This is a genomic window from Rahnella sp. 1L-D-7-B-C2 (assembly GCF_057290995.1).
Genome location: NZ_JBXAVQ010000003.1, coordinates 36,520 through 61,601, shown reverse-complemented (window position 1 = coordinate 61,601; position 25,082 = coordinate 36,520). Strand labels below are relative to the sequence as shown.

Sequence of the window (25,082 nt, the reverse complement as noted above, 5' to 3'; positions counted from 1 at the left end):
CAGCGTTCCCTGATTAAGACTTTGCTGGCTGCTCATGAGGCTCGACGGCCTCTCCTGGCTTAATTTTCTGTACGCCTGATACCACCACGCGCTCGCCCGCCGACAGGCCGGACAGCACCTGCCACTGGTCACCCAACGTCTTGCCGGTGGTGATATTTTTCAGCGCCACCTTATTATCCGCTCCGACCACCAGCGCGGTCGCATCACCACGCGGATTGCGGGTGACGGCCACCTGCGGCACCAGCAATGCGGCTGGATTAACGCCCTCGTCCAACCGCGCACGGACAAACATGCCGGGCAGTAAACGGTGCTGAGGATTGGGGATCACTGCGCGCAGCGTAATAGAACCCGTGGTTTCATCGACGGTGACATCGGAGAATTCCAGCCATCCTTTTGGCGCGTAAGTGCTGCCGTCAGAAAGCCTCACCGTCACCTCGGCTTTTCCGGAGGTTTGTTTGATTTCGCCGTCGGACATCGCCTGACGCAGGCGCAGGAACTCCTCCCCCGACTGGGTTACATCGACATACATCTGATCCAGCTGCTGCACGGTCGCCAGCGAAGGAGTTTGTGCATTTTGCACCAGCGCCCCTTCTGTCACTGAAGAGCGCCCGATCCGCCCGGAAATCGGCGACGTGACTGTGGTGTATTGCAGATTAATACGGGCTGACTTCACCGCTGCTTTGGCTGCCACGACTGCGGCCTGAGCTTGTTGGGCAGTGGCCTGTGCCTGGTCGAAATCCTGCTGGCTGATGTAATGCGTGCCGGTCAGCGTGCGGTAACGGTTCACCGTCGTCACTGCGATACGCGCGCTGGCCTCTGCCTGCGCCAGATTTCCCGCTGCGCTGTCCAAAACGGCCTGATACGGCGCGGGGTCGATCTGGTACAGCGCCTGCCCTGCATTCACGTCGCTGCCCTCAGTGAATAAGCGTTTTTGGATAATCCCTGACACTTGCGGACGCACCTCGGCAATACGCAGCGCAGACGTTCTGCCCGGTAATTCCGAGGTCATCTTCAGCGGCGTAGTGCTGAGTTTTACCACGTTAACGTCGGTTAATTTTTGCTGTGCCGAGGCAGTATTTCCGCTCTCATCACACCCCGTTAATACCCCACTCCCTGATAACAGGCAAAAGGCTGCCAAAGGCTTTAAAAGCCCTAAATGATTCATGAATTCCCACCTCAGATAACAACGTAATGATTAATGCAAAAAAAGTACCCGATAAAAAAACCACATAAATTACGCCGGATGTGACTGATGCATTCTCCTGTAGGCCTGTGGCGGTAAACTGTATTTCCGGGAAAAAGTTCGCGAAAAGGACTGCTGAGAGTCATATCCGTATTTATATGAAATATCGACCACCGGATTTTTAGTATGAAGAAGCTCATCTGCGGCCAGCGCCAGCTTACGGTCACGAATATAATTCCCCAGCGTGTGACCTGTTTCCTGCTGAAACATCCTCTGTAAATGCCATTTGGAATAGCCGGATTTTTCAGCGACATCCCGAATTTTTAACGGCTTGTCGATATTTTCTTCAATCCAGCCAATTAACGACCTGATGATTTCTTTATGCATCACAAATACCTCTTACAACCGGAGTATGCAGTGCGCGAAACGAAACGGAATCACACGTGAGTTTCAATATAATGACCATCGAAATAACGGCGGTCGGTACAACGAAAAGTGAACTGGCAGCAGTAATAAGGCGTGGATAAGAGTAAAAGCGACAGGACTGTCCTGACTCTTATAGGGCGAGATTAGCATTCATATTTCTCTGTTATAAGATCATCAATTACGAATAGCTCTATGAGTTGAATTCATTAATGAGCCCCACTCATAAAGCCTATCCTTTTTCAGGGCATTATCTGCGTAGGGATCGCCAGTAACATAAGCTCACGTATTCATGTTCAGAAGAAAAATAATGACTGATTCTCAGGCGCGAACGTCGCCCAACGCCGTCAAAACGTCGGGTCTGCCTTTTGTTCTCATTCTCAGCGCGTTAATGGCTTTCACCTCGCTTTCTACCGATATCTATCTGCCCGCCATGCCTGCGATGGCGAAAGCACTGCACGGCAATGTGGAACTGACCATCACCGGATTTTTGGTGGGATTTTGTATTGCCCAGCTAATCTGGGGGCCGTTGAGCGATCATTTTGGTCGTCGCAAACCGCTGTTCGCCGGGCTGGCGCTGTTTATCATCGGCTCCGTCGGTTGCGCGCTTTCAACGGACATTCCGCAGATCGTGTTCTGGCGTGTATTTCAGGCGCTCGGCGCCTGCACCGGGCCGATGCTGGCGCGGGCGATGATCCGCGATCTGTTTAGCCGCACCCGCGCCGCACAAATGCTGTCCACGCTGATGGTGGTGATGGCCATCGCGCCCATCGCCGGGCCGCTGATCGGCGGACAAATGATTATCTTCACTTCGTGGCACGCCATTTTCTGGCTTCTGGCAGTCATCGGCACCGTTATGTTTATTTCACTTTACTGGTTACCGGAAACGCTGCCCGAAGAAAAACGGGTGAAAGCCTCATTGCCCGGCGCTTTCCGCAATTACCTGCAACTGTTAAAAAACAAAACTTTTATGCGTTTTACGCTCTGCGTGACTTTTTATTACGTGGCGGCCTACACGTTTATTACCGGCTCACCCTTTGTCTATATCACCTACTTCGGCATCGATCCCCAGCACTACGGTTGGCTGTTTGCGCTGAATATCGTCGGGCTGATGGGCGTGAGTATGCTCAATCGCCGTCTGGTGCATCGTTATCCGCTGGAAGTTCTGCTTAAACGCGCCGTTGTAGTCGCCGCCCTTGCCGCACTGGTGCTGGCCTTCGGCGCGAAACTGAACATCGGCGGCATGCTGCTGATCCTCGCCTGCGTCTTTGTCTTCTTCTCGATGAATGGCGTGATTGCCGCTACCTCGACCGCCGCTGCGCTGGATGCGGCACCCAACGTGGCCGGTTCCGCCTCCGCGCTGGTTGGCGCGTTGCAATACGGCAGCGGCATTATCTCGTCATTACTTCTCGCACTGATGAGCGACGGCACGCCGTGGACCATGGCCTGGATCATCGCCGTCTTTACTGTGGCCAGCGCGTTAATTGCGCTGACGACCCGCGTGCCGGAGGCGCAATAAAAAGGCAAGCCTGTGGCAATGCCCGATCAGGTCAGTCAGTTCCTGAAGGAAAAGAATCTGCAATCACACCTCCGCGGGGTTCATTTTGCGATTAATGAACCCTGCTAATAAAGCCTATCCGTTTACAGCCTCTAATCTGATAAATCCTTCTGCGTTATGCTTTTCACATACCCAAATACAAAGATAACGACATGCAAACAATCAAACTGAATGATGGTTTTGAAATACCTCTGCTGGGTTTTGGTGTCTTCCAGATGACCGATGCGGAGGAATGCGAACGCACCGTGACCCGGCAATAGTTGAATGGCTGGCGGGCCGCAAACTTGACGTGTAATCACTTATTCCACTAAACCATGAGGATCTTACCCATGCAAAAACGTTACCTTGGAAAATCCGGACTGGAAGTCTCGGCGCTCGGCTTAGGTTGTATGGGCCTGAGCCACGGCTACGGCCCGGCGACGGACCACCGTCAGGCGGTTGAGCTCATCCGCGCAGCGGTTGAACGCGGCGTGACCTTTTTCGACACCGCTGAAGTGTACGGCCCATATCTGAACGAAGAAGTGGTCGGGGAAGCGTTAAAACCCTTCCGCGACCGCGTAGTCATTGCCACTAAGTTCGGTTTTACCTTTGGCGAGGATAACAAGCAGCAGAACCTCAACAGCCGCCCGGAGCATATTCGCAAAGCGGTGGAAGGATCGCTGCGTCGCCTGAAAACAGATGTTATCGATCTCTACTATCAGCACCGTGTCGATCCCGATGTGCCGATCGAAGAGGTTGCGGGCGCGGTAAAAGATCTGATTGCACAAGGGAAAGTGAAACACTTTGGTCTTTCGGAAGCCGGTGCGCAAACCATCCGCCGGGCACATGCGGTTCAGCCGGTAGCAGCGCTGCAAAGTGAATATTCAATGTGGTGGCGCGAGCCCGAGCAGGAGATCATGCCGGTGCTCGAAGAACTGGGGATCGGCTTTGTGCCGTTCAGCCCGCTGGGTAAAGGCTTTTTGACCGGCGCGATTAAAACCGGCACCACCTTTGGCGCCGACGATTTCCGCAGCCAGGTGCCGCGTTTTGCCGCTGAGGCGATCGAAGCCAATGAAAAGCTGGTGGTCTTGCTGTCTGAACTGGCGGCGGGGAAAGGCGTGACATCTGCGCAAATTGCCCTGTCCTGGCTACTGGCGCAAAAACCGTGGATCGTGCCGATCCCTGGCACCACCAAACTGCATCGTCTGGAGGAAAATATGGGCGCTGCGGACGTGGTTCTTTCACCAGAAGATCTGAGGAAAATCACGCAGGCGCTGGACACGGTGAAAATCACCGGCGAACGCTATCCGGCATCATTGCAGGCGCGCGTAGGCCGTTAAAATCTGTTTTGGCCTGCGATATCATAAAGATATCGCAGGCTTTTTTAGCGGGTCAGTTACTCTGAATATCGCAGCGCATCAATCATCAGCGCAAAGGCCGGGGGATGTTGTTTCCGGCTCGGGTAATAAAGGTAATAGCCGGGAAACGACGGGGACCATTCGTCGAGGACCTGAATCAGTTCGCCCGACGTCACCGCCTCTTCCACCAGATCTTCCGGCACGCAGGCAAGCCCAAATCCGCACTTAACCGCATCGATCCGCTCGGACAAATGATTGAAAATCAGCTGCCCTTCTACCCGCACGCGTAACGGTTTGCCCTCTTTCTCGAACTCCCAGTGATACAAGCCTCCGGCGGTCGGTAAACGCATATTGATGCACCGGTGATTTTGCAACTCATGCGGCGTCAGAGGGATGCCGTTCTTCTCTAAATAAGCTGGCGAACCCACCACAACCATGCGCATATCCGCACCCATTTTGACCGCAACCATATCCTTATCCACGCTTTCGCCCAGACGCACCCCGGCATCGAAACGACCATCGACGATATCGACAAAGCCGTTATCGACCACCATCTCAACATTGATATCCGGATATTCCTGTAGAAAAGGCTTCAGCCTGGGCCACAGCACGCTTTGCGCCGCATGTTCGCCCGCTGAGATGCGGATATTGCCTGAAGGCGTGCCGTTGAGCTGGAGCAGGGTTTGAAGTTCATGTTCAATCTCGGCCAGACGTGGTTCAAGACAGGCGATGATCCGTTCCCCGGCTTGTGTTGGCGCCACGCTGCGGGTGGTGCGGGTAAGCAGACGGATGTTTAAGCGCTCTTCCAGCGCCTTGACCGCGTGGCTTAACGCCGACTGTGAAACGCCGAGCTTCCCCGCCGCCTTGGTAAAACTTCTCTCCCGGGCAACCACCAGAAAGATCTGCAACTCGTTGAAGTTCTCTTTAAGCATTGCGTAATTCCTTACATCCATCCGTTGCCGGTTAAACCAGCCAGAAAACCTCGACCGTAACGATAAACGCCACGCTACTTTCGCCTGTCAGCTACGTCCTGCCATAACGATGTAAAAGCGTCATTTTTGATGATGTCTGTTTAGGTGAAAAATTTCCTTATCTTCTCATAAGTTACCGCGCAAAGGCATTAATCTGCGAATGTTCTATGGTACCTCAACGGGGGCCATTGGGCTGAAATAGCGATACGACTGGCATAGATACGTAAGAAAAACTGATCAATTAAGACTTTTCCATAAAAAAAATATATCTGATATTGTATGGGTTATTACAAGTTTCCACTCTGGAAGATTCAATGCTTTTAACCCTCGTTTATCGCAGTCATGTCAGCGAACATGTTCAGTCAGCCTCTCTGGAAGGGCTGGTTGCGCAAGCCAGCATTAAGAACGAAAGATCCGGCATTACCGGCATCCTGCTGTTTGACGGAACGCATTTCTTCCAGCTGCTGGAAGGCCCCGAAGAAGCCGTCGATGCCCTTTACAGCAACATCTGCCAAGATCGTCGTCATCATAACGTGGTGGAACTGATGCGTGATTACGCGCCGTCCCGCCGGTTCGGCAATGTGGGCATGGAACTGTTTGATTTGCGCAAGCATCATGAAGATGTGGTGCTTCAGGCTGTCCTCGACAAAGGGACGTCAAAATACCGCCTTACCTATGATGACCGGGCATTGCAATTTTTATGCACCTTTGTGCAGGCCCGCGAAAAAGAAAACTATCTCGAAATTCTGCCGGCCGGTTCCTGGTCTTTCATCGCCGATGAAGCGCTCAAACCTGAAGTAGAATTTATCTTTCCTGAAATGCAGGATTACAGCTTCGCTTTCCAGCCCATTGTCGATCCACTGAGCAAGGAAATTGTCTCCTACGAAGCCACGCTGCGCGGTCCGGACGGCGGTTCGCCGATGGGCTATTTTTCTCAGCTGTCCCGCACCACCATTTACGAAGCCGATCTCAAGTCTAAAAAGCTGGCCTTTGCACTCGCCAATAAGATGGGTATCAGTAACAAAACGCTGTGCATCAAACTTCTGCCGATGACGCTGGTGATGGTACCCGATGCGGTCGAGTTTTTGGTGCAAGAAATCACCGCTAACGGCCTGGTGCCGGAGCAGATTGTGGTGGCGATCACCGAGAACGGCGTTATTACGCGTGAAGATAAATTTACCGCAGCCATGAAGCAGTTAAAAGCATCCGGAATGCGGCTGGCGATTGATGATTTCGGGGCTGGATCGGCCGGGTTGTTGCTGCTGACGCAGTGCCAGCCAGATAAGATCATGATTGACCGCAATATCATTTGTGATGTACACACCAGCGGGCCGAAACAGGCGGTGGTACAGGCGATCATCAGATTCTGTTCTTCACTGGAGGTCTCGGTTATTGCCACGGGTGTGGAAAAACCAGAAGAATGGATGTGGCTCGATGCGGCGGGGATTTGTAATTTCCAGGGCGAACTGTTTGCCACGCCAAGGCTTAATGGTGCGCCAGTTGTCGCCTGGCCGGAAGTTAAGCAGGAATATCAGTTAAGAGATCAAACTCTCTGACAGTGTGAGCACGGTTTTTCAAGAGAAAGTCTAAGCCCGATTAATAACCCTATTTATCGGGCTCATTTCAAAATTCTGCCCCGCCGGTATTAATCATTATCATCCGACGTGCGGTAAACCACATATTCCAACGCTTCCAAGTAAACATCCTGCTTACTCAATTCGCTTTCCTGTTCAATTTTCTGAATCAGACAAAGAATAATATCTTTGTGGGTCACATTATCTTTCTGATTCTTCAAATTGTTATAGATACGGATGACGGTTTCATTTCCAATCAGAAGCTCAGGGTCTTCTGTCAGAATATAATCGGCCAATTTCACATGAGTATAAGACACGTCTTGCATTTTAATACCCTCCGCGACCTGCTGTGGTTAACGTTTAATGAGACGTTGCGCTCAGGTGCTGAAACCCGAGCGCAGTGTTATTTAAGATGATAATGGTAAAATCTGTCGAACTCAGAAACCGGAATCATCCGGCGTCATACCCACGACCATTTCGAGTGCATTGCGCAGAACATCCAGTTGCACGACATCTGACGTGCATTCCAGCTGATTGATAAGGTGTAAAATGATGGCCTTGTTGGTCACCGTTCCCTTCTCAGCCAGAATAAGGCGGATCGCTGCACCCAGTACTTCGGTTTCACTGGAGTACAACTCACCCGCTTTAGCAAAGTGCTTATAAATCTCTGTACCGCTTACAGAGCCTGTCATAGGCCGGGATTGGTTTGATGTCATCGCATCGCTGAAATGAGGCGTGCCAGCGCGGGAGGAATCAGTGTTTTTTCTGGTCATCGGACGGCCCTTGAGCATTGAAAAAGTGTCGTACATTGTCGACGTCCCGAACTTCGTAGCTGATCTGCGCACGCTTTTCAGCCAGATTATGACGGATCTCGTTAATGACCCGTTCGCAGGCGCTTTTTCGATTAATGTTATCCGCGTTTACAGCCATAAACTGTAATTGCGCAATGAGTCTGTCTGTTGATATTGGATTCTTTGATTTGAGCAAGGAAACAACCGCCTCACCAATCAGCTTATCCGTCAATTTTTCTTCGGTACTTCTATACATATTAGCAGCCTCTGAATATACGCCGGCCAAAGGTCTTCGGCAGATTAGCTTCAGGTTCAGAGTTATTATTTTACGCCAAAAGCAGTAAAACGTTGTTAGGCTATGAATTAATCAAGCCCGCATAATATGTCATACTGAAATGCTTTCAAGCCAATCTTTAACTCTATAACTCACTCACTGTTGCTTACGAATCACGCTCCAGCACCAGACGGATCAGCTTCAAATAATGCCGTTCCTCTTCTTCACTGCCAGCCGCTTCAACACGATTTAACAGCTTAGAACATAAGGCTTTGCGATTGAGATTCTTGCCTGCCTCCAGAATTTCGACCACAACCCGCCCCATTGTCTCTTCCTCAGAAAATACCTGACTGTACATTGAAGGGGATGTGTCCAAAGACAATCCATTGTGTCTATTCTGTCGCATGATTAACCCTTATGTTAATACGTGTGTGAATAATAATTTAGTGTGTGACCATAAAATTATACAAGATATGAGAAGTTGTACAGGTATTTTAGAAAAAAAAAGCTAGCAATGTTTTAATTCGCAGGGAAACTAATAGTAAGATTATGAATTTTAAGTATTTATTGCTAAATCTAAAAACTGTTACACCGGTGGAATTCGGGGACAGTAAAGTTGTACAGGCAAGAATGTATGTTTAACGTGAACTGAGTTTGATCACCCTGCGAGGGGAAATCTTCTATAATCTGACAAGCGACCAACTTATACTATACTCCCCTACAGTATAATTATATACTCCCTCCCACTATACGAGGAGTTGCCATCAATGCCACACACACCCGCAGAAAAGAAAAAGGTTTTAGCACGCGTCAAACGTGTGCGCGGCCAGCTTGAAGCGCTTGAATTAGCGCTTGAACGTGGGGATGACTGCAGCCCGGTATTACAGCAGATCTCTGCCATCCGCGGAGCCGTTAACGGCCTGATGGCTGGTGTGCTGGAAAGTCATCTGCGTGAAGAACTGAAAAGTGCAGATGCCACAGAAGAATCGAGAGACGCATCTATCGATGATGCCGTTGCATTAATACGTACTTATCTCCGTTAACCCCGCTATTTATGGCCATTTGAAAACTCAAATCGCCCTATACCTGACCAAAAGGAAAGTTCATGAAATCACGTGCAGCAGTCGCCTTCGGCCCCGGCAAACCGCTTGAAATTGTCGAAATTGACGTCGAGCCACCACGCGCCGGTGAAGTACTGGTTAAGATTACCCATACCGGTGTTTGCCATACCGATGCTTTCACCCTTTCAGGTGAGGATCCTGAAGGTGTATTCCCCGCCGTGCTGGGCCACGAAGGTGCTGGCGTAGTGGTAGAGGTTGGCGAAGGTGTGACCAGCGTCGCGCCAGGCGATCACGTTATTCCGCTTTATACCGCAGAATGTGGGGAGTGCCTGTTCTGTAAATCAGGTAAAACCAATCTGTGTGTCGCCGTTCGCGCCACGCAGGGCAAAGGTGTTATGCCTGATGGAACAACGCGTTTTTCCTATAACGGCCAGCCAATCTTCCACTATATGGGCTGTTCAACCTTTAGCGAATACACCGTGGTGGCTGAAGTGTCACTGGCAAAAATCAATCCTGAAGCGAACCATGAACACGTTTGCTTGCTGGGCTGCGGCGTGACTACCGGCATCGGCGCGGTACACAACACCGCTAAAGTTCAGGAAGGTGATTCCGTTGCCATCTTTGGGCTGGGCGGCATTGGCCTTGCAGCGCTTCAGGGTGCGCGTCAGGCCAAAGCGGGTCGCATTATTGCCATTGATACCAATCCGGCGAAGTTCGAACTGGCGAAAAAATTCGGCGCAACAGAATGTCTTAATCCGAATGATTTTGATAAGCCTATTCAGGAAGTCATTATCGAAATGACCGGATGGGGTGTCGACCATTCCTTTGAATGTATCGGTAACGTGAATGTTATGCGTGCCGCACTGGAGAGCTCACACCGTGGCTGGGGGCAGTCCGTCATTATCGGCGTCGCCGGTGCAGGGAAAGAGATCTCCACGCGCCCTTTCCAGCTTGTCACAGGGCGTCAGTGGAAAGGTTCTGCGTTCGGTGGCGTGAAGGGTCGAAGCGAGTTGCCGGGCATGGTGGAAGATGCCATGAAGGGTAAAATTGAGCTAGAGCCGTTCGTCACGCACACCATGGAGCTGGAAAAGATTAACGACGCTTTCGACCTGATGCATGAAGGGAAATCTATCCGTACGGTTATCCATTTTTAAGCGTATTTACCTGAAAACGTAAAGCAGGTTGTACGAGTGAGGCGCGGGGGATGAATTTTCGTTTTCCGCCCTCCTCTTGTCAGCCGCACCGCCGTTATCACTCTTTTTAACAGAGGAACACCTGCCATGCTTGAACTCAGACCCGGCTGTGAATGTTGTGATAAAGACCTCCCGCCCGACGCAACGGACGCAAAGATTTGTTCGTTCGAATGCACCTTTTGCGCCGCGTGCGCGGAAGGTAAATTGGAAGGGATCTGCCCGAACTGCGGCGGGGAGCTGGTCAGTCGCCCTCGCCGTGCTGTCGGGAAGTTAGCCAATAATCCGCCGTCTGTGACGCGGGTACATAATCCGTCGGGATGCGCAGCGAAATAATCTTATTTGCCCACCCGCCCTTTCGGCAGCGCGGCAAAGAAGTCAGCGTGGGCGGGCGCGCGGGTCTGTTGCAGGATGTCTGCTAACATTTGCAGCGGTACATCCGACCAGTCGGCGCGCAGATCGACGCTGGCGTACTGGCGATCGTGCCAGATTTTCAGCGCGGCGGACTTCAGCCCGCGCCGGTCGCCTCCGGCCTGTGCACCGGCGTTCATCGCTGCCAGCAGGCGGTCGGTGAAAGGCACAGAGTCGAGCGCTTTGTACGTTCTCAGCATCGCCTCCAGCGTTTCACCGCCGGTCAGCAGGTTTCCGCCGACTACACACTGCTGCCCTTTCAGGCTTCCCGCCCAAATACCGCACGCGCAGCCGCTCCACTGCGCGGTTTTGCCCTGACTGTCCACAATCAACACCTGCCTTCTGTCTGCATCCTCATCGTTGTTAAGTATTTTTTTCAGCGTTGCGGCAGCGTCATATCCTTCCTTTAACAGCGCCAGACCTTGTTCGCCATACAGCGGATTGGTCATCGCCTGCGTGGCGATCGCACCGGTATCCGCGTGACCGTGAACCACCAGCGCGCCGACGGCAGGGCCTGCGGTGGCGGTCGCCACGCCCAACGCCCCGGAGACGGGATCCCGCGCGACAATTGAAAAGGTCATAAGCACTCCGTGACAGTCTGGTTAAATTTATGCGCATAAATTATTGCAATTACGTTTATTTATACGCATAAATAATAGACAGGACAACGCCTGATTCTTCCCCTGAGGTGTTCATCACAGGTTTTACTTAGCGACGAGGTCGATATGCTGCCAGCTTTGCGAAAGTGTCTTATCCCGCTCTGTCTTTGCCTTGGCGCGCTGTTGTGGCAGGTGCCGGTGCAGGCAAAAACCCCGGCGGATGCGCTGTTAATTGGTCAGGTGGCGGAGCCGCAATCGCTGGATCCGCAGGTCGCCACGGCGGCCAACGACTCACGTATTCTGGTGAATATTTTCGACGGACTGGTGCGCAACGGCGAAGGGAAGCTGGATATCGAACCGGCACTCGCCACCGGTTGGGAAATCAGCCCTGACGGCCTGACGTACCGTTTTCATCTGCGTGAAGGGGTAAAATTTCAGGACGGTACGACGTTCAATGCCGAAGCGGCTAAATTCACGTTTGATCGCATGCTGGATGATAAAAACCCGTGGCACAACACCGGTCCGTTCCCGCTGTCGTTCTTCTTCTCGTCGATAAAAACTATCGAAACGCCGGATGAAAATACGCTGGTGTTTACCCTCAAAGAGCCCTTCTCGCCGTTCCTCTCTAACCTTGCCACGCCGACCGGGCTTATCGTCTCGCCCGCTGCGGTGAAGAAATACGGTAAAGACTTTGGACGTCATCCCGTCGGCACCGGCGCATTCACGTTTGCCGAATGGAGAGCTAATCAGCGCGTGGTAGTGACTGCCAATGACGGCTACTGGGACGGTAAACCGGCGGTCAAAAACGTGGTGTTCAGACCGATCACCGACGGTAATACGCGGGTGGCGGAAATGCTTTCCGGCGGCATTGATGCGATGGTCGAAGTGCCACCGGATACGGTCAAATTGTTCGCGGAGAAAAGCAATCGCTTCCGTCTCTATCAGACCACCGGCCCGCACGTCTGGTACGTGATGCTCAATACGCAGGTGCCACCGTTCAACGACGTGCGTGTGCGGCAGGCGGTGAACTACGCCGTCAACAAACAGTCGCTGGCGGACAATATCCTGCAAGGCTCGGCTGACGTCGCCGACGGCCCGATCCCTCGCGCCTTTAACTGGGCGGCCAACAAAGACGTGACGCCTTATCCGTATGACCCCGCCAAAGCCCGCGCGCTGCTGAAAGCCGCCGGTGCCGAAGGGGCAACGCTGACTTTTTACGTCACCGAAGGGGGATCCGGGATGCTGGATCCCATCCCGATGGCGACCGCCATTCAGGCGGATCTGAAAGCCGTGGGGCTGAACGTCTCGATCCAAACCTATGAATGGAATACCTATCTGTCGAAGGTCAATGCCGGTCTCGACAATCATACCCACATGGCCGAAATGGCGTGGATGACTAACGACCCGGATACCTTGCCGTTCCTGACGCTGCGCACCGACGCATGGCCGAAAAAAGGCGGTTTCAACTCGGGGTATTACAGTAATCCGCAAGTCGATATTCTGCTGCAAAAAGCACGCATGACCACAGATACCGCCGCCCGCGCCGCGCTTTATCGTCAGGTACAACAGCAGGTACACGACGACGCGCCGTGGATTTTTGTTGCTAACTGGAAGCAGAACGCTGTGACCTCAACACGTATTCAGCACTTCGCGCTGCAACCTAACTTCAACCTGTTGCTCAACCGGGTGACCAAAAAGTAATCGGAGATATTTATGGGGAGTTACGTGCTTAAAAGGCTGCTCTCGACTATTCCGGTGTTTATCGGGTTGTCGCTGATTGTCTTTTTGATTATGGCGATGATCCCGGGAAATCCGGCTCAGGCGCTGCTCGGTGCCTGGGCGACGCCGGAAAACGTCGCGCGAATCAATCAGGATCTGGGGCTGAACAAGCCGCTGTACCAGCAGTATCTGATCTGGGCGGGGAATATTCTGCACGGCGACTTTGGTCGCTCTTACGTGCTCAACCGGCCGGTGATTGATGAAGTGATGGAGCGCTTCGGGGCGACGCTGCTGCTCGGCGGTTGCGCACTGTTGCTCAGCACCGTTCTGGGTTTGCTGGCGGGAATTTTCTCGGCGGTGAGACAGTTTGGCTGGGGCGATCGCATCATTACGCTGCTGGTATTGCTGGGGATTTCCATGCCTTCGTTTTGGATAGGGCTGCTGCTGATCATGCTGTTCGCCGTCCAGTTGCAATGGTTCCCGGCGTCAGGCATGTACGCGGTGTGGGGCGGTGGCGACTGGCTGGACCTGTTGCACCATCTGACCCTGCCCGCCATTACGCTGGCGATTGTCGCCACTGGTGTGATCGCCCGTCTGACCCGAACAGCGATGCTCGAAGTGCTGCGACAGGATTTTATCCGCACCGCCCGCGCCAAAGGTCTGTCTGAAAGCAAAGTGATTTATAAGCACGCCTTTCGCATGGCGCTGGTGTCGGTGATCCCCGTCATCGGCATTCAGGCCGGTTTTGTCCTCGGCGGCGCAGTGTATATCGAGACCGTTTTCCAGTGGCCGGGACTGGGCGCGATGATGGTGAAAGCCGTGGCCACCCGAGACCTGCTGCTGGTTCAGGGCGGCGTGCTGGTTGCCGCTGCGGCTTACGTGTTAATCAACCTTTGCGCGGACATTCTGCAGGCGCTTCTCGATCCGAGGTTAAAATCATGAGCCAGACTATTGCTTCCCCTACGCCGCGCCACCGTCAGTCCCTGTGGGCCCTGCTGCTGGCTAACCGGCTGGCAACGCTCGGCCTGACGCTGCTGGTTCTGGCTTTCGCTGCCGCCCTCGCCGCGCCGCTGCTGCCAGTCCCCGATCCAGACGCCACCGATCTGCTCAACCGACTATTGCCGCCGTTTTCTCCCGGCCACTGGCTGGGTACCGATCCACTGGGCCGCGATATGCTCTCCCGCCTGCTGTGGGGGACGCGCGTGTCGCTGGCGGTGGGGATTTGCGCCACGCTGCTGGCGGCGTTTTTCGGCACGCTGATCGGCCTCGTCGCCGGATACGCCGGAGGCAAAACCGACAGCCTGCTGATGCGGATCATCGATATGCTGATGGCCTTCCCTTATATTCTGCTGGCGCTGGTGATCGTCGCGGTGCTCGGCCCTGGCCTGCTCAACGCGCTTTACGCCATTGCGGTGGTTAATATTCCGTTCTTCGCCCGTAATATTCGCGGGCTGACCGTCGGCCTGCGCCAGCGGGATTTTATTCAGGCCGCGCGGCTGTCGGGTAAAAACCATCTGCAAATTTTGCTCACCGAAGTGCTGCCTAACGTCATGCCGGTGGTGGTAGTCACTATGTCGACGACCGTCGGCTGGATGATTTTAGAAACCGCCGGACTGTCGTTCCTCGGACTCGGTACGCAGCCGCCAAATGCCGATCTGGGTTCGATGCTCGGTCAGGGGCGTGCGCAGATGTTCAGTGCGCCGCACGTCTCCGTGGTGCCGGGATTGATGATTTTCCTGCTGGTGATGAGTTTTAATCTGCTCGGCGACGGCATCCGCGATCTGCTGGATCCGCGCCTGAAATCCGGCATTCTGCTGCGCGCCCGTGCAATAACGGCGGTCAACCGCGCCAGCGTCCCGCCAGCCGTAAAAGGCCATGATGCACTGCTGGAATTGGTGGATTTGCAGGTGAATTTCCGCTCGGGCAATCAGTCGGTCGCGGCAGTCAAAGGCGTCAGTTTTCACGTTGCCAAGGGCGAATGTCTGGGGCTTATCGGCGAAAGCGGATCGGGGAAAAGCGTTACGGCGCTTTCGGTGATGGGGCTGGTTTCGTCACCGCCGGGAGAAATCACCGGCGGCGCGATTTATGTCGGCGGCGAAGAGATGCTGTCGCTGTCGCAAAACCAGCTGCAACAGCGGCGCGGTGCCCGTGTGGCCTACATTTTTCAGGATCCGCTCACGACCCTGCATCCGCAGTTCAGCATTGGCGCGCAGGTCATCGAAGCCATTCAGGCGCATCAGGCGCTTTCCGGCCACGTGGCGAAAGAGAACGCGCTGGCGCTGCTGGCAAGCGTTGGCATTAAGGATGCTGCTTCGCGTTTCAACGCCTTCCCGCATCAGCTTTCTGGCGGGCAACGACAGCGCGTCGGGATTGCCATGGCGCTGGCCAATGATCCGGACATCATCATTGCCGATGAACCCACCACCGCACTGGACGTCACCGTGCAGGCGCGCATTCTCGATCTGCTGCAACAGCTGCGTCGTGAACGCGGCCTGACGCTGCTGTTCATCACCCATGACTTTGGTGTAATCGCCCAGATCTGTGACCGCGTGGCGGTGATGCGCCACGGCGAAATTGTCGAAAGCGGAGAAACCGCCGCAGTGCTGCGCGATCCGCAACATGAATACACCCGCAGACTGATCGCCAGCGTGCCGAACCTCGGTCAGGGACGCGGTTTCCTTAAACAGGTGAGCCAACTGTACGCCACGCAAATTACACAGCCGGAGGCACGATGAGCAATGTGATTGAAGTCAGCGGACTGGTAAAAACCTTCCGCAGCACCTCCGGCTGGTTCTCAGGGAAACAGCATCAGGTCGAGGCGGTCAAAGACATGTCGTTTTGTCTGGCAGAGGGCGAAACGCTGGCGGTAGTTGGCGAAAGCGGCTCAGGAAAAAGTACGCTGGCGCGGATGCTGGTCGGACTGGAGCGCCCGACGTCCGGCACCATCAAACTCATGGGTGAAGAGATGTCAGCGCACGTCCGGCGCGGCGATAAGGCGTTCGGCAAGATGATTCAGTACGTGTTTCAGGATCCGGTGGCGTCGCTTAATCCGCGTAAAACCATTGCCGCTACGCTCGACGTGCCGCTGCGATATCTGTGCGACTATCCTGCCGCGCGGCGTAAAGCGCGGATGCTGGAACTGATGGACGCGGTGCAAATGCCCGCCGACGCACTCACCGGCTATCCGCATGAGTTCTCCGGCGGGCAGGCGCAGCGGCTGGCGATTGCCCGCGCGCTGGCCGCCGAGGCACGTATTCTGGTGCTCGACGAACCGGTCAGCGCGCTGGATGTCTCGGTGCAGGCGCAGGTGCTATTACTCCTCGATCAGCTTAAACGCGATTTCGGGCTTTCCTATCTGTTCATCAGCCATGACCTGGCGGTGGTAGAGTCTATTGCCGATCGCGTCGCGGTGATGTATCACGGGGATTTGGTAGAATGCGCCGATAATGACATGCTGTTCAACGCGCCGCAGCACGACTACACGCAACGTCTGCTGGCCAGCGCGCCAGGGGTTTGAACAAATGAAGGAACCGATGAAGGGATTTATGAGCACTGAAACGTCACACCCGCCGGAACCGGTACGCCGTAAACGCACTGACGAAATTGTCGACGCTATCAAAGAAAGTATTATTAGTGAAAACCTGCTGCCGGGTGACCGTCTGCCGCAGGAAAAAGACCTGATCACCCGCTACGCGGCAGGCAAAGGCACGGTGCGCGAAGCGCTGAAATCTCTGGAGGTTCAGGGGCTGATCCGAACCAAAACCGGGCCCGGCGGCGGCGCGTTTATCGATTCCATGACCGAATCGCGCGCCATGAGTTTGCTGTCGAATTACCTTTTTACCCGCCAGCTTTCGATCAGTAATATCTACGCGCTGCGCAAAGCGCTGGAACCACTGGTGGCGGTCAGCGCCATCGGCAATATCGACGCCAAAGGATTTGAGCAGTTGCATCAGCTGATCGCCGTATACGATCACGAACCCGCAGACGAAACCGAGCGCTGGGAACAGCGCATGGCCGAACTGGATTTCCACGGCGTGGTCGCCAGTTATTCCGATAACGTCCTGCTGGCGTTTATCTGTCACTTCCTGCAACGTCTGCTAAAAGACCTGGCGGTGTGCAAAGACATTTACCAGCGCCCCGAACCGGTAGAGCGCAGCGCGGGTATTGATTATCAATACAAGCTGATCGACGCCATGCGCCGTCAGGACGCCGCCGCCGTTTCGCAAATCATGACCGAGCACATGCAGCACGCCGAAGACGCCATGTTGGGGCTCGAGGCGACGCTGGAGGAACGGTTTTTGAGTGAGCGATGATATGACGGACAACGCATCGTTTCATTGAATTTCAGACACAAAAAAGCCGGTAATACTTTCGTATCACCGGCTTTTTGCTGCCCACTGGCGCAGAACCAGAACTTACGCGTTCAGCAGTTGCTGTGCCGTTTTATCCACCAGCGCCAGCAGGACTTTTATGTCCTCCAGCGTGACGGTCGGGTTCAGCAGGGTCAGTTTCAGGCAGGTGACGCCGTTGTGCTCGGTAACACCCACGTTGGCGCGGCCTGAGTCCAGCAACGCGTCGCCGATTTTCTGATTCAGCAATGCGATAGCCGCATCACTGCTGTGAGCCAGTTGCTCAGGACGGTAGCGGAACAGCACGCTTGCCAGCTGGGGCTGCATGACCAGTTCCAGCGACGATTCTGCGGTGACGAACTTCGCCACGTCTTGTGCCAGCGTCACACCGTGATCGATAATTTCGGCGTACTGTTTCTGCCCTAACGCTTCAAGACCCATCCACAGTTTCAATGCATCGAAACGTCGAGTGGTTTGCAACGATTTGGACACCAGATTCGGCACGCCCGCTTCTTCGTCAAACTCGGAATTCAGGTAAGCCGCCTGGTAGCGCATTAGCTCATAGTGACGTGCTTCTTTCAACAGGAACGCGCCGCAACTGATGGTCTGGAAGAACTGCTTATGGAAGTCCAGCGTGATGGAATCCACCAGCTCGATGCCATCCAGATAGTCGCGGTATTTTTCAGACAGCAACAGCGCACCGCCCCATGCCGCATCCACATGCACCCAGATCTGCTGCTCAGCCGCCAGCGTGGCAATCTCACGCAGCGGATCGATCGCACCGGCGTCGGTGGTGCCTGCGGTCGCTACAATCGCCAGAATCTGCTCGCCGTTGGCCTGTGCCGCAGCAAGTTTCTCTTTCAGATCGTTAACGTCCATACGGGCAAACTCATCGGTTTTCACCAGGGTGACCGACTGATAACCCAGACCGAGCAACGCCATGTTCTTCTGCACCGAGAAATGGGCATTTTCAGAACAAAACACTTTGATCTTTTTCAGATTACCGACCAGACCTTCTTGCTGAACAGAGTGCCCCTGACGGGCGAAGAAGGCGTCACGCGCCAGCATCAGCCCCATCAGGTTACTCTGGGTGCCACCGCTGGTGAACACACCCGCATCGCCAGCCTGGTAACCAACCTGAGTACGCAGCCATTCAATCAGCTTCATCTCAATGATGGTGGCCGACGGGCTTTGGTCCCAGGAATCCATGCTTTGGTTAGTGGCATTAATCAACACTTCAGCGGCCTGGCTGATCACCAGGCTCGGGCAATGTAAATGCGCGACGCACTGCGGGTGATGCACCGACAGGCTGTCTTTTAAAAAGTACTCAATCGCACGTTCAATGGCGGCCTGATTGCCCAGGCCGTTTGGATTGAAATCAAGCGTAATGCGCTCACGCAGTTCAGCAACGGATTTCCCCTGATACATCTCAGGTTGTTGCAGCCACTGCACGACAGCTGCGCTGCTTTGTGCAATCGCCTGCTGGTACGCTTCAGTGCTTTGCGCTGAAGCCGCCAGAATCGGGTTTAACTCGGACATCGCGGTCATTCACTCCACTCAGACAGGTTTGACGCCAGCCGCTAACAGGGCCTGCTCAAATTTATCCAGGAAAATACCCAGTTCATCATTGGTGATCAGCAGGGATGGCAGCAGACGCAGAACGCAGCCGTTACGGCCACCGCGTTCAAGGATCAGACCGGCTTCGAAGCATTTTTTCTGCAACAGCGCAGACAAATCGCCGTCAGCCGGGTAGCAACCCATGTGATCCTGCGCTTCATTGGGTTTCACGATCTCAATACCGATCATCAGGCCCAGACCGCGCACGTTACCCATCACCGGGTAACGTTTTTGCATATCAGCCAGTTTGCCTTTCAGCCACTCGCCCTGTGCCGCCACTTTCTCGGCAATCTTCTCTTCTTTGAGAATTTTCAGCGTGGTCAGGCCGGTCGCCATCGCCAGCTGGTTGCCGCGGAAGGTACCGGTATGATGACCCGGAGACCAGGCGTCGAACTGTTTTTTGATACCCAGAACGGCCAGTGGCAAACCGCCGCCGACGGCTTTAGACATCACGATGATATCCGGCTCAATGCCTGCGTGTTCGAAGGCGAACTGTTTACCGGTACGGCAGAAGCCAGCCTGAACTTCATCGAGGATCAGCAAAATGCCGTGTTCCTGAGTCACTTTACGGATGCGCTGCAACCACTCGGCAGGCGCCGGATTCACGCCGCCTTCACCCTGGACAGCTTCCAGAATGACCGCAGCAGGCTTACGCACTCCGCTTTCAACGTCGTTGATCAGGTTATCGAAGTAGTACGTTAAGGCTTTAACGCCGGCGTCACCGCCAATGCCCAGCGGGCAACGGTACTGGTGCGGGTAAGGCATAAACTGCACTTCAGGCATCATGCCGTTGACGGCTTCTTTCGGAGACAGGTTACCTGTCACCGCCAGCGCGCCATGCGTCATGCCGTGATAGCCGCCGGAGAAGCTGATCACGCCAGAACGGCCGGTGTACTTTTTGGCCAGTTTCAGCGCGGCTTCCACCGCATCAGCGCCAGACGGGCCGGTGAACTGGAGGCAATACTCTTTGCCCTGTTGCGGCAATAAAGAAAGCAGATATTCAGAGAACTGGTCTTTCAACGGCGTTGTCAGATCCAGTGTATGTAACGGCAAGCCGCTGGTAATGACAGTTTGGATGCTTTGCAGCACGTCAGGATGGTTATGTCCAAGGGCTAACGTTCCTGCGCCCGCCAGGCAGTCAAGATATTGATTATCTTCAACATCTGTAATCCACACGCCGTTTGCTTTAGCAATCGCTAACGGCAATTTACGTGGATAGCTCCTGACGTTCGATTCAAATTCAGCTTGTCTCGCCAAATAGGTTTCATTGTTTCCATGTAATGAATTCGCACCTAAATTATCAATACGGACTTTATCCGTCATCATATCTCTCCTACAACCGAGTGTTATCGCTAACGTCTCAGTTGAATAAATGAATTAAAAAGGTAACTACCGTGAAAAAACGCGGCCAATATATGGCTTTTTTGCCCCCGGCTCAATAATTTATTTTGTATAGAATTGTTTATTCTTTTGCATACGAATCAATAAGATGCTGATTTTATGACCGATAATGCTGTCACAGCTCGCTTATAAGAGCATTACTAAGGCACAAAATTGCAGTTAAAGGTGCGCACAGAGGGGCTGAACGAGGGGAATTTGAGGGTATCTACGGGGGAGGAATGATAGCAAATTGTGGTTAATAAAGGATCCCTGATGAGTGGTCGCCCTCTTTATCGCAGTGAGGCTTATCCACCCATCCTCAGCCACTGACCCGCTTTTTCATAACACCCTGATATTTATAAAATCCTAATTCTCATCGCCTAATTTCATTATTTCTATCCAACTCTGTAATTCCTTACGAGACATAAATGCAGGAACTTCTGGTTCCAAGATACTCCTGCCTGAAACAATAAAAGCCAGGCAGGGAAAAGACTCCGGCATACCCAATTCAACTTCTTTTTCCAATTCAACATAATCCAACGTGTCCCATTCACTCATTACCTTAATAAAATCCTTCATCATCCACTCTGTGTAATCCGATTTATTTCTAAGCAATTTCATGAGCATGTTCCTTAAATTATATTTCTTACGGGTATAATCAAAAGATGATTGATGCATTACTCACTTCCCGAGGTAATTACACTTTATAGCATGAAAAATAGAATATGTAATAATAATCATAAAGTACAATAATGGTACTTTTAACCGCTACCTTCACAAAGAAAACAATCTATAATCACCAGAGGCATTTAGCTCTTTGTGTTAGTGAAATAAATATGGAATTTTTATCTATATATAAAACCAGTAAGTGTGAAAGTATTTCTCGTTGTGTGATAAAAATCTTAATTGAGTTCATCCTTCATTCTCCCGGGCCTCAGCATGGAAATTACCCTACCATCTTGATTTTCCGCAGGTCATCCCGCTCCGTTACTGACTGAGTGTTTATTGAAGTAAAAAGTAATCAGAGCATTATCTGTTACCTTATAGGAGATATTGAAAATTACACATACCTTAACCCTGAGGCTAAGGCTTGAAGATATATGTTTTATAATTTTTAGGTGAGCCAATGAAATCCGTCAATGAGCCCGTCAAAAATGAAGCTGCAATCATCAAATTAATTAACATTTTTAAGCAGAACGCTAAAGATGTGGATATTGAACCAGAGGGTAAAGACTTTGATTTTGTAGAAAATGGCGAGTTACTCGTCTTGTTGCTGTGTGAGGGGGAGATTGATATCTATAAAACCTCTGACAATTTACTCTATGCCTGTGCTATGGCGCCATTCATCTTAGGCATTGAGGGGTCTCTTTACCGATATAATTTTTATCGTTTCCGATTACATCACTATTGCGTTGTAAAAACACTGACGTTAAAGCAGTGTATAGAATTGATCAGCACGCATAATTTGATAAAAGCGGTTCTCAATTACCAGGCTTATCTCAATGATTATACCGCCAGCAGAATTGAGCTATTAGTCAATAGAACTTCCTATGAAATGGTTCGCGGGTTGTTGTATGAGCTCGAAAAGTTACCTCATGAAATCAGAATAAAAACCAGCATAATTAATTATATAAAATTTCGCAGTAATCTTTCAAAAAGCGGCATTGTCAGTATTATCTCTACCCTCAGCAAAGGCGGCTACATCGCGGTCAGCAGAGGGAAACTGATTTCAACTTCCCGAAAACTGCCTAAGAAATACTGAAATTCATTCCTGCGCCGGAGAATGCCTCCGGCGCTGAGCATAACAAAGTAGCGATTTTGTTATGTCCGTTAACGAGGAAAAATCAAAAATTGTATAAAATCGCCGCTGACGCCGTGGCCTGATTACGGCGAAACACTATCGGGCTGTCTGCGGCGTGGTCGCCGAGCCAGGTATAGCCGCCAATCAACACGGTCGCCCAGTGAGGTGAAAACGTATGGCTCCAGGTGAGATCGGTATTGATGCCGTAGAATCCGCCGCCCGGCTGATAATGAGCGTAATCACTGCGTTCACTCTGTTTCTTATTCACGCCATAAAACGTCTGCATATAGCGGCTGTCGCCAAACAGCGCTGCTGACTGCACCGCCACGGTATCCGTTTCATCCTGCCATGGGAGCAGCGTTAGCGAGGCCTGATATTGCCCGCCCTGCCCGTCGGTCAGCGGCAGTGTGGCTTTACCTTCCATTGAGAACCAGCTCGTCGCCTGCCAGCCCACAGCGACAGACGTGTTGAGCGCCGCTTTTATGTTGCCCATGCCTTTCAGCTGTGTCGAGCCATCGCGCCAGCCGGAATCTTTCTCCGTCCGCCCGAGGCTGTATCCGAGCGTATGCTCAAGATACAGCCCGTTATCACTTTGCAGATCGTAACCGACCCCTTTCATCCCGTCGAAGAAAAATGCGCCATCGCGCGCCTGAATGACCGGCGCGATGACGGTGTGACGTTTATCAGAACCGCTGTACTTTGGCGCATTCAGCGCGCCCACGCCCAGCGTGAAGCTCGACGACGGTGTGCTGCTGTCGTCAGCGTGCGCGACCATCGCCGCCGCGGTGATTGCAAAGCATGTCATGTGCATGATCAATTTTCTGGTTATCATGAATTCCTCATTGCCCATAGTGTTGACGGCCAGGAAGGGGTTCAGGGCACGTCTGAAGCAGAAAGTATGGAGAGGCAGTGTCAATAAACTGCTTGGGAATTATGAAGAAACTGTCAAGGTTGCCTTAATGCAGACTAAACGAGTGTTGGTTATAGAAGATGATGCCGATGCGGCGGGCGTTCTTGAAGCCTACCTGAAGCGCGAGAATTACGATGTGGCGGTCGCGGGCGACGGGCTGGCAGGGCTGGAAAAGGTGCGAAGCTGGAAACCTGATCTGATCCTGCTTGATGTGATGTTGCCCGGCATGAATGGTACAGAGGTGCTGTCGACCCTGCGGCGCACCAGCGATACGCCGGTAATTATGGTCACGGCAATGGGCGATGCACCAGACCGGATCGGCGCGCTGCGCTACGGCGCAGATGATTATGTGGTCAAGCCTTATAACCCCGGCGAGGTGGTGGCGCGGGTGCAGGCGGTGCTGCGTCGCGCTGCTCCGAAATCCCGACAGGCTGATATTTTGCGCTGGCAAGGGCTGGAAGTGGATACCGAGTCGCTCACCGCGACGATAACAGAGCCCTCAGGCCTGACAAAAACGCTGGAACTGACGCCGACAGAGTTCGCACTGCTGGTGATTTTGATGGGTGCTCCGACGCGGCCATTTACACGCCAACAGCTGCTGGAACGCTGCCTGCCGGAAAGCGAGGCGCTGGAGCGGGTGGTGGATACGCACGTCTACAATCTGCGGAAAAAACTGGAGTCAGCGGGTATCCCGAATGTGCTGATTAACGTACGCGGTATCGGTTACAGGTTCAGACAGCCATGAAACAGCAACAACATCAGTCCCTCTGGCGCTGGATCTGCGTCCGCGTCCTGACGCTGGCGATAGGATCGGTGATCCTGATTGCCCTGTGCATGTGGCTGCGGTTTGTCATCCAGAATCTGTGGATCCTCCACCATATGCCACCGGCGCTGAGAGAGGAATTTGCGCTTCTGCGCCAGCAACCGGCGCTCAATCTGGCGCGTTTTCATCAGATAGTCGATGAGCGCTGGGGCATAAGCTATTCGGATCCAAGTATTGCGTCATCGGACTGGATCACCGTCGGGGTGCTGGTGGTCATCGTCATTCCGTTTATCGTCGTGTTTGGATTACGATCCGCGCGGCCGCTTTCAGCGCAGGTAAGCCGTCTGGCAACCGCCGCCGGTGCCGTGGCGCGGGGAGAATTCAGCACCCGTGCCGAACAGATACAAAAGGCACCCACCGAGCTTATCCAGCTGACGGAAAACTTTAATGCCATGACCGGACAGCTGGAACGCTACGATCGTGAGCTACGTGCCTCGCATGTCGCCATGGCCCATGAACTGCGTTCACCGCTCACGGCTGCCATCGGGCGTTTGCAGGGCATGATCGACGGCGTCTTCGAGCCGGAACCTCAGCAACTCAACATGGTGATGAAGCAGCTTCAGCACCTAAGCCGTCTGACGGATGAACTTCACCTGCTCTCACTGGCGGATGCCGGTCAGCTTTCTCTGAACAAAAGCACGCTCGATCTGACAGAACTGTTGCAGGAACGCGCCGTCTGGCTGAAACCGCAGGCAGAAGCGGCGGGCATGGCGATTGAAATCCTCCCGCTGCGGCCCTGCTTGTACCTCGGCGATCCTTTCCGACTGGCGCAGGTGTTCACCATCCTGATGGAGAATGCGCTGCGCTATGCCGCCGAAGGGAAACGTCTGAAGGTCGAGATCCGGACGTTGTTGGGTGGACAGGAAATTATTTTTCGTGATTTCGGCCCCGGCGTGCCCGGTGACTTTTTACCGGGCATGTTTGAACGCTTCACCCGCGCTGAGTCTTCCCGTGCCCGCCATTCCGGCGGCAGCGGGCTGGGACTGTCCATCGCGCGGGCGATTTGTGTGGCGCACGGCGGCACGCTTCGCGCCTCGCTACCGGAGAGCGGCGGGCTGCAACTGACCGTGTTTCTTCCTGCTGTAGAGTTCTGACTTTTGGGGACGGGTGA

The 25,082-nt window shown here is 53.3% G+C and carries 26 protein-coding genes and 1 pseudogene; 15 read left to right on the top strand and 12 right to left on the bottom strand.

The features are described 5' to 3' along the window. Positions 1-13: 13 nt before the first annotated feature. Both AC0Z7K_RS06515 and AC0Z7K_RS06510 read right to left on the bottom strand, forming a co-directional pair. On the bottom strand, positions 14-1,165 hold the full coding sequence (locus AC0Z7K_RS06515; protein WP_485613471.1) for an efflux RND transporter periplasmic adaptor subunit: 1,152 nt from the start codon (positions 1,163-1,165) through the stop codon (positions 14-16). A 69-nt stretch (positions 1,166-1,234) separates the two neighbouring features. Next, positions 1,235-1,570 carry a helix-turn-helix domain-containing protein gene (locus tag AC0Z7K_RS06510; RefSeq protein ID WP_112167899.1) on the bottom strand — a complete coding sequence of 112 codons (336 nt, stop codon included), beginning with the start codon at positions 1,568-1,570 and terminating at the stop codon, positions 1,235-1,237. Between the two features lie 346 nt (positions 1,571-1,916). Between AC0Z7K_RS06510 and AC0Z7K_RS06505 the strand changes: the two genes are divergently transcribed. The 3 genes and pseudogenes from AC0Z7K_RS06505 (at position 1,917) to AC0Z7K_RS06495 (ending at position 4,483) form a co-directional block, all read left to right on the top strand. After that, positions 1,917-3,125 (top strand): multidrug effflux MFS transporter, encoded by a 1,209-nt coding sequence (locus AC0Z7K_RS06505; RefSeq protein ID WP_485613469.1) that lies wholly within the window; start codon positions 1,917-1,919, stop codon positions 3,123-3,125. Between the two features lie 191 nt (positions 3,126-3,316). After that, positions 3,317-3,412, top strand: a pseudogene (locus tag AC0Z7K_RS06500) (aldo/keto reductase); the annotation flags it as partial. Positions 3,413-3,493: 81 nt separating this feature from the next. Further along, entirely contained in the window at positions 3,494-4,483 is a 990-nt protein-coding gene (locus AC0Z7K_RS06495; protein ID WP_485613468.1) for an aldo/keto reductase, read from the top strand. 56 nt (positions 4,484-4,539) lie between these two features. Here the strand turns inward: AC0Z7K_RS06495 and AC0Z7K_RS06490 are convergent, their stop codons facing one another. Then, a complete protein-coding gene (locus AC0Z7K_RS06490; protein ID WP_485613467.1) occupies positions 4,540-5,433 on the bottom strand; it encodes a LysR family transcriptional regulator in 894 nt (297 codons plus the stop codon). Between the two features lie 353 nt (positions 5,434-5,786). Here AC0Z7K_RS06490 and AC0Z7K_RS06485 point away from each other — a divergent pair, with 353 nt between their 5' ends. Continuing rightward, a complete protein-coding gene (locus AC0Z7K_RS06485; protein ID WP_485613465.1) occupies positions 5,787-7,028 on the top strand; it encodes a diguanylate phosphodiesterase in 1,242 nt (413 codons plus the stop codon). Between the two features lie 89 nt (positions 7,029-7,117). Here AC0Z7K_RS06485 and AC0Z7K_RS06480 read toward each other — a convergent pair whose 3' ends face one another. The 4 genes from AC0Z7K_RS06480 to ycgZ all read right to left on the bottom strand — a co-directional run bounded on the left by AC0Z7K_RS06480 (position 7,118) and on the right by ycgZ (position 8,517). Next, positions 7,118-7,372 carry a biofilm development regulator YmgB/AriR family protein gene (locus AC0Z7K_RS06480; RefSeq protein ID WP_485613463.1) on the bottom strand — a complete coding sequence of 85 codons (255 nt, stop codon included), beginning with the start codon at positions 7,370-7,372 and terminating at the stop codon, positions 7,118-7,120. 111 nt (positions 7,373-7,483) lie between these two features. After that, positions 7,484-7,819: a biofilm/acid-resistance regulator YmgB/AriR gene (locus AC0Z7K_RS06475; RefSeq protein WP_485613462.1), complete on the bottom strand. Its 336-nt coding sequence runs from the start codon at positions 7,817-7,819 to the stop codon at positions 7,484-7,486. Then, the gene (locus AC0Z7K_RS06470; RefSeq protein WP_112167891.1) at positions 7,800-8,093 is read right to left on the bottom strand and encodes a hypothetical protein; all 294 of its coding nucleotides are present in this window, start codon (positions 8,091-8,093) and stop codon (positions 7,800-7,802) included. Before AC0Z7K_RS06470 ends, AC0Z7K_RS06475 begins: the two co-directional genes overlap by 20 nt. Before the next feature lie 184 nt (positions 8,094-8,277). Further along, entirely contained in the window at positions 8,278-8,517 is a 240-nt protein-coding gene (gene ycgZ / locus AC0Z7K_RS06465; RefSeq protein WP_485613461.1) for a regulatory protein YcgZ, read from the bottom strand. A gap of 361 nt (positions 8,518-8,878) precedes the next feature. On the opposite strand from ycgZ, the gene frmR reads away from it, so the two are divergent. From frmR to AC0Z7K_RS06450, 3 genes are all read left to right on the top strand, one after another. Next, a complete protein-coding gene (gene frmR / locus AC0Z7K_RS06460; protein ID WP_413531008.1) occupies positions 8,879-9,154 on the top strand; it encodes a formaldehyde-responsive transcriptional repressor FrmR in 276 nt (91 codons plus the stop codon). Between the two features lie 62 nt (positions 9,155-9,216). Beyond that, a complete protein-coding gene (locus AC0Z7K_RS06455) occupies positions 9,217-10,326 on the top strand; it encodes an S-(hydroxymethyl)glutathione dehydrogenase/class III alcohol dehydrogenase (RefSeq protein ID WP_485613460.1) in 1,110 nt (369 codons plus the stop codon). Between the two features lie 126 nt (positions 10,327-10,452). Next, complete coding sequence (locus tag AC0Z7K_RS06450) at positions 10,453-10,698, top strand: DUF1272 domain-containing protein (RefSeq protein ID WP_485613459.1); 246 nt, start codon at positions 10,453-10,455, stop codon at positions 10,696-10,698. Between the two features lie 2 nt (positions 10,699-10,700). Here AC0Z7K_RS06450 and AC0Z7K_RS06445 read toward each other — a convergent pair whose 3' ends face one another. Beyond that, on the bottom strand, positions 10,701-11,354 hold the full coding sequence (locus AC0Z7K_RS06445; protein WP_485613457.1) for a DUF1028 domain-containing protein: 654 nt from the start codon (positions 11,352-11,354) through the stop codon (positions 10,701-10,703). Positions 11,355-11,498: 144 nt separating this feature from the next. Between AC0Z7K_RS06445 and AC0Z7K_RS06440 the strand changes: the two genes are divergently transcribed. Genes AC0Z7K_RS06440 through AC0Z7K_RS06420 form a run of 5 tightly spaced genes read left to right on the top strand, consistent with a single transcriptional unit; the run spans position 11,499 to position 17,404 of the window. Beyond that, the gene (locus AC0Z7K_RS06440) at positions 11,499-13,073 is read left to right on the top strand and encodes an ABC transporter substrate-binding protein (RefSeq protein WP_485613455.1); all 1,575 of its coding nucleotides are present in this window, start codon (positions 11,499-11,501) and stop codon (positions 13,071-13,073) included. A 12-nt stretch (positions 13,074-13,085) separates the two neighbouring features. Next, on the top strand, positions 13,086-14,033 hold the full coding sequence (locus tag AC0Z7K_RS06435; protein ID WP_485613454.1) for an ABC transporter permease: 948 nt from the start codon (positions 13,086-13,088) through the stop codon (positions 14,031-14,033). Next, positions 14,030-15,826: a dipeptide/oligopeptide/nickel ABC transporter permease/ATP-binding protein gene (locus AC0Z7K_RS06430; RefSeq protein ID WP_485613453.1), complete on the top strand. Its 1,797-nt coding sequence runs from the start codon at positions 14,030-14,032 to the stop codon at positions 15,824-15,826. Before AC0Z7K_RS06435 ends, AC0Z7K_RS06430 begins: the two co-directional genes overlap by 4 nt. Then, positions 15,823-16,608, top strand: coding sequence for an ATP-binding cassette domain-containing protein (locus AC0Z7K_RS06425; protein ID WP_485613452.1), 786 nt, complete (start codon positions 15,823-15,825; stop codon positions 16,606-16,608). Before AC0Z7K_RS06430 ends, AC0Z7K_RS06425 begins: the two co-directional genes overlap by 4 nt. 28 nt (positions 16,609-16,636) lie before the next feature. Further along, the gene (locus AC0Z7K_RS06420) at positions 16,637-17,404 is read left to right on the top strand and encodes a FadR/GntR family transcriptional regulator (RefSeq protein ID WP_413531016.1); all 768 of its coding nucleotides are present in this window, start codon (positions 16,637-16,639) and stop codon (positions 17,402-17,404) included. A gap of 102 nt (positions 17,405-17,506) precedes the next feature. Here AC0Z7K_RS06420 and AC0Z7K_RS06415 read toward each other — a convergent pair whose 3' ends face one another. The 3 genes from AC0Z7K_RS06415 to AC0Z7K_RS06405 all read right to left on the bottom strand — a co-directional run bounded on the left by AC0Z7K_RS06415 (position 17,507) and on the right by AC0Z7K_RS06405 (position 21,058). Continuing rightward, entirely contained in the window at positions 17,507-18,979 is a 1,473-nt protein-coding gene (locus AC0Z7K_RS06415) for a pyridoxal phosphate-dependent decarboxylase family protein (RefSeq protein WP_485613893.1), read from the bottom strand. Positions 18,980-18,997: 18 nt separating this feature from the next. Further along, positions 18,998-20,383, bottom strand: a complete 1,386-nt coding sequence (locus AC0Z7K_RS06410) for a diaminobutyrate--2-oxoglutarate transaminase (protein WP_413531018.1) — start codon at positions 20,381-20,383, stop codon at positions 18,998-19,000. Positions 20,384-20,803: 420 nt separating this feature from the next. Beyond that, a complete protein-coding gene (locus tag AC0Z7K_RS06405; RefSeq protein WP_485613451.1) occupies positions 20,804-21,058 on the bottom strand; it encodes a hypothetical protein in 255 nt (84 codons plus the stop codon). A gap of 505 nt (positions 21,059-21,563) precedes the next feature. Here AC0Z7K_RS06405 and AC0Z7K_RS06400 point away from each other — a divergent pair. Next, the gene (locus AC0Z7K_RS06400; protein ID WP_485613450.1) at positions 21,564-22,199 is read left to right on the top strand and encodes a helix-turn-helix domain-containing protein; all 636 of its coding nucleotides are present in this window, start codon (positions 21,564-21,566) and stop codon (positions 22,197-22,199) included. An 82-nt stretch (positions 22,200-22,281) separates the two neighbouring features. Here AC0Z7K_RS06400 and AC0Z7K_RS06395 read toward each other — a convergent pair whose 3' ends face one another. Next, positions 22,282-23,070, bottom strand: coding sequence for a MipA/OmpV family protein (locus AC0Z7K_RS06395; RefSeq protein ID WP_485613449.1), 789 nt, complete (start codon positions 23,068-23,070; stop codon positions 22,282-22,284). A 127-nt stretch (positions 23,071-23,197) separates the two neighbouring features. On the opposite strand from AC0Z7K_RS06395, the gene AC0Z7K_RS06390 reads away from it, so the two are divergent. Further along, positions 23,198-23,893 (top strand): response regulator, encoded by a 696-nt coding sequence (locus AC0Z7K_RS06390; protein ID WP_485613448.1) that lies wholly within the window; start codon positions 23,198-23,200, stop codon positions 23,891-23,893. Further along, positions 23,890-25,065 carry a sensor histidine kinase gene (locus tag AC0Z7K_RS06385; protein WP_413531023.1) on the top strand — a complete coding sequence of 392 codons (1,176 nt, stop codon included), beginning with the start codon at positions 23,890-23,892 and terminating at the stop codon, positions 25,063-25,065. Before AC0Z7K_RS06390 ends, AC0Z7K_RS06385 begins: the two co-directional genes overlap by 4 nt. Positions 25,066-25,082: the final 17 nt, after the last annotated feature.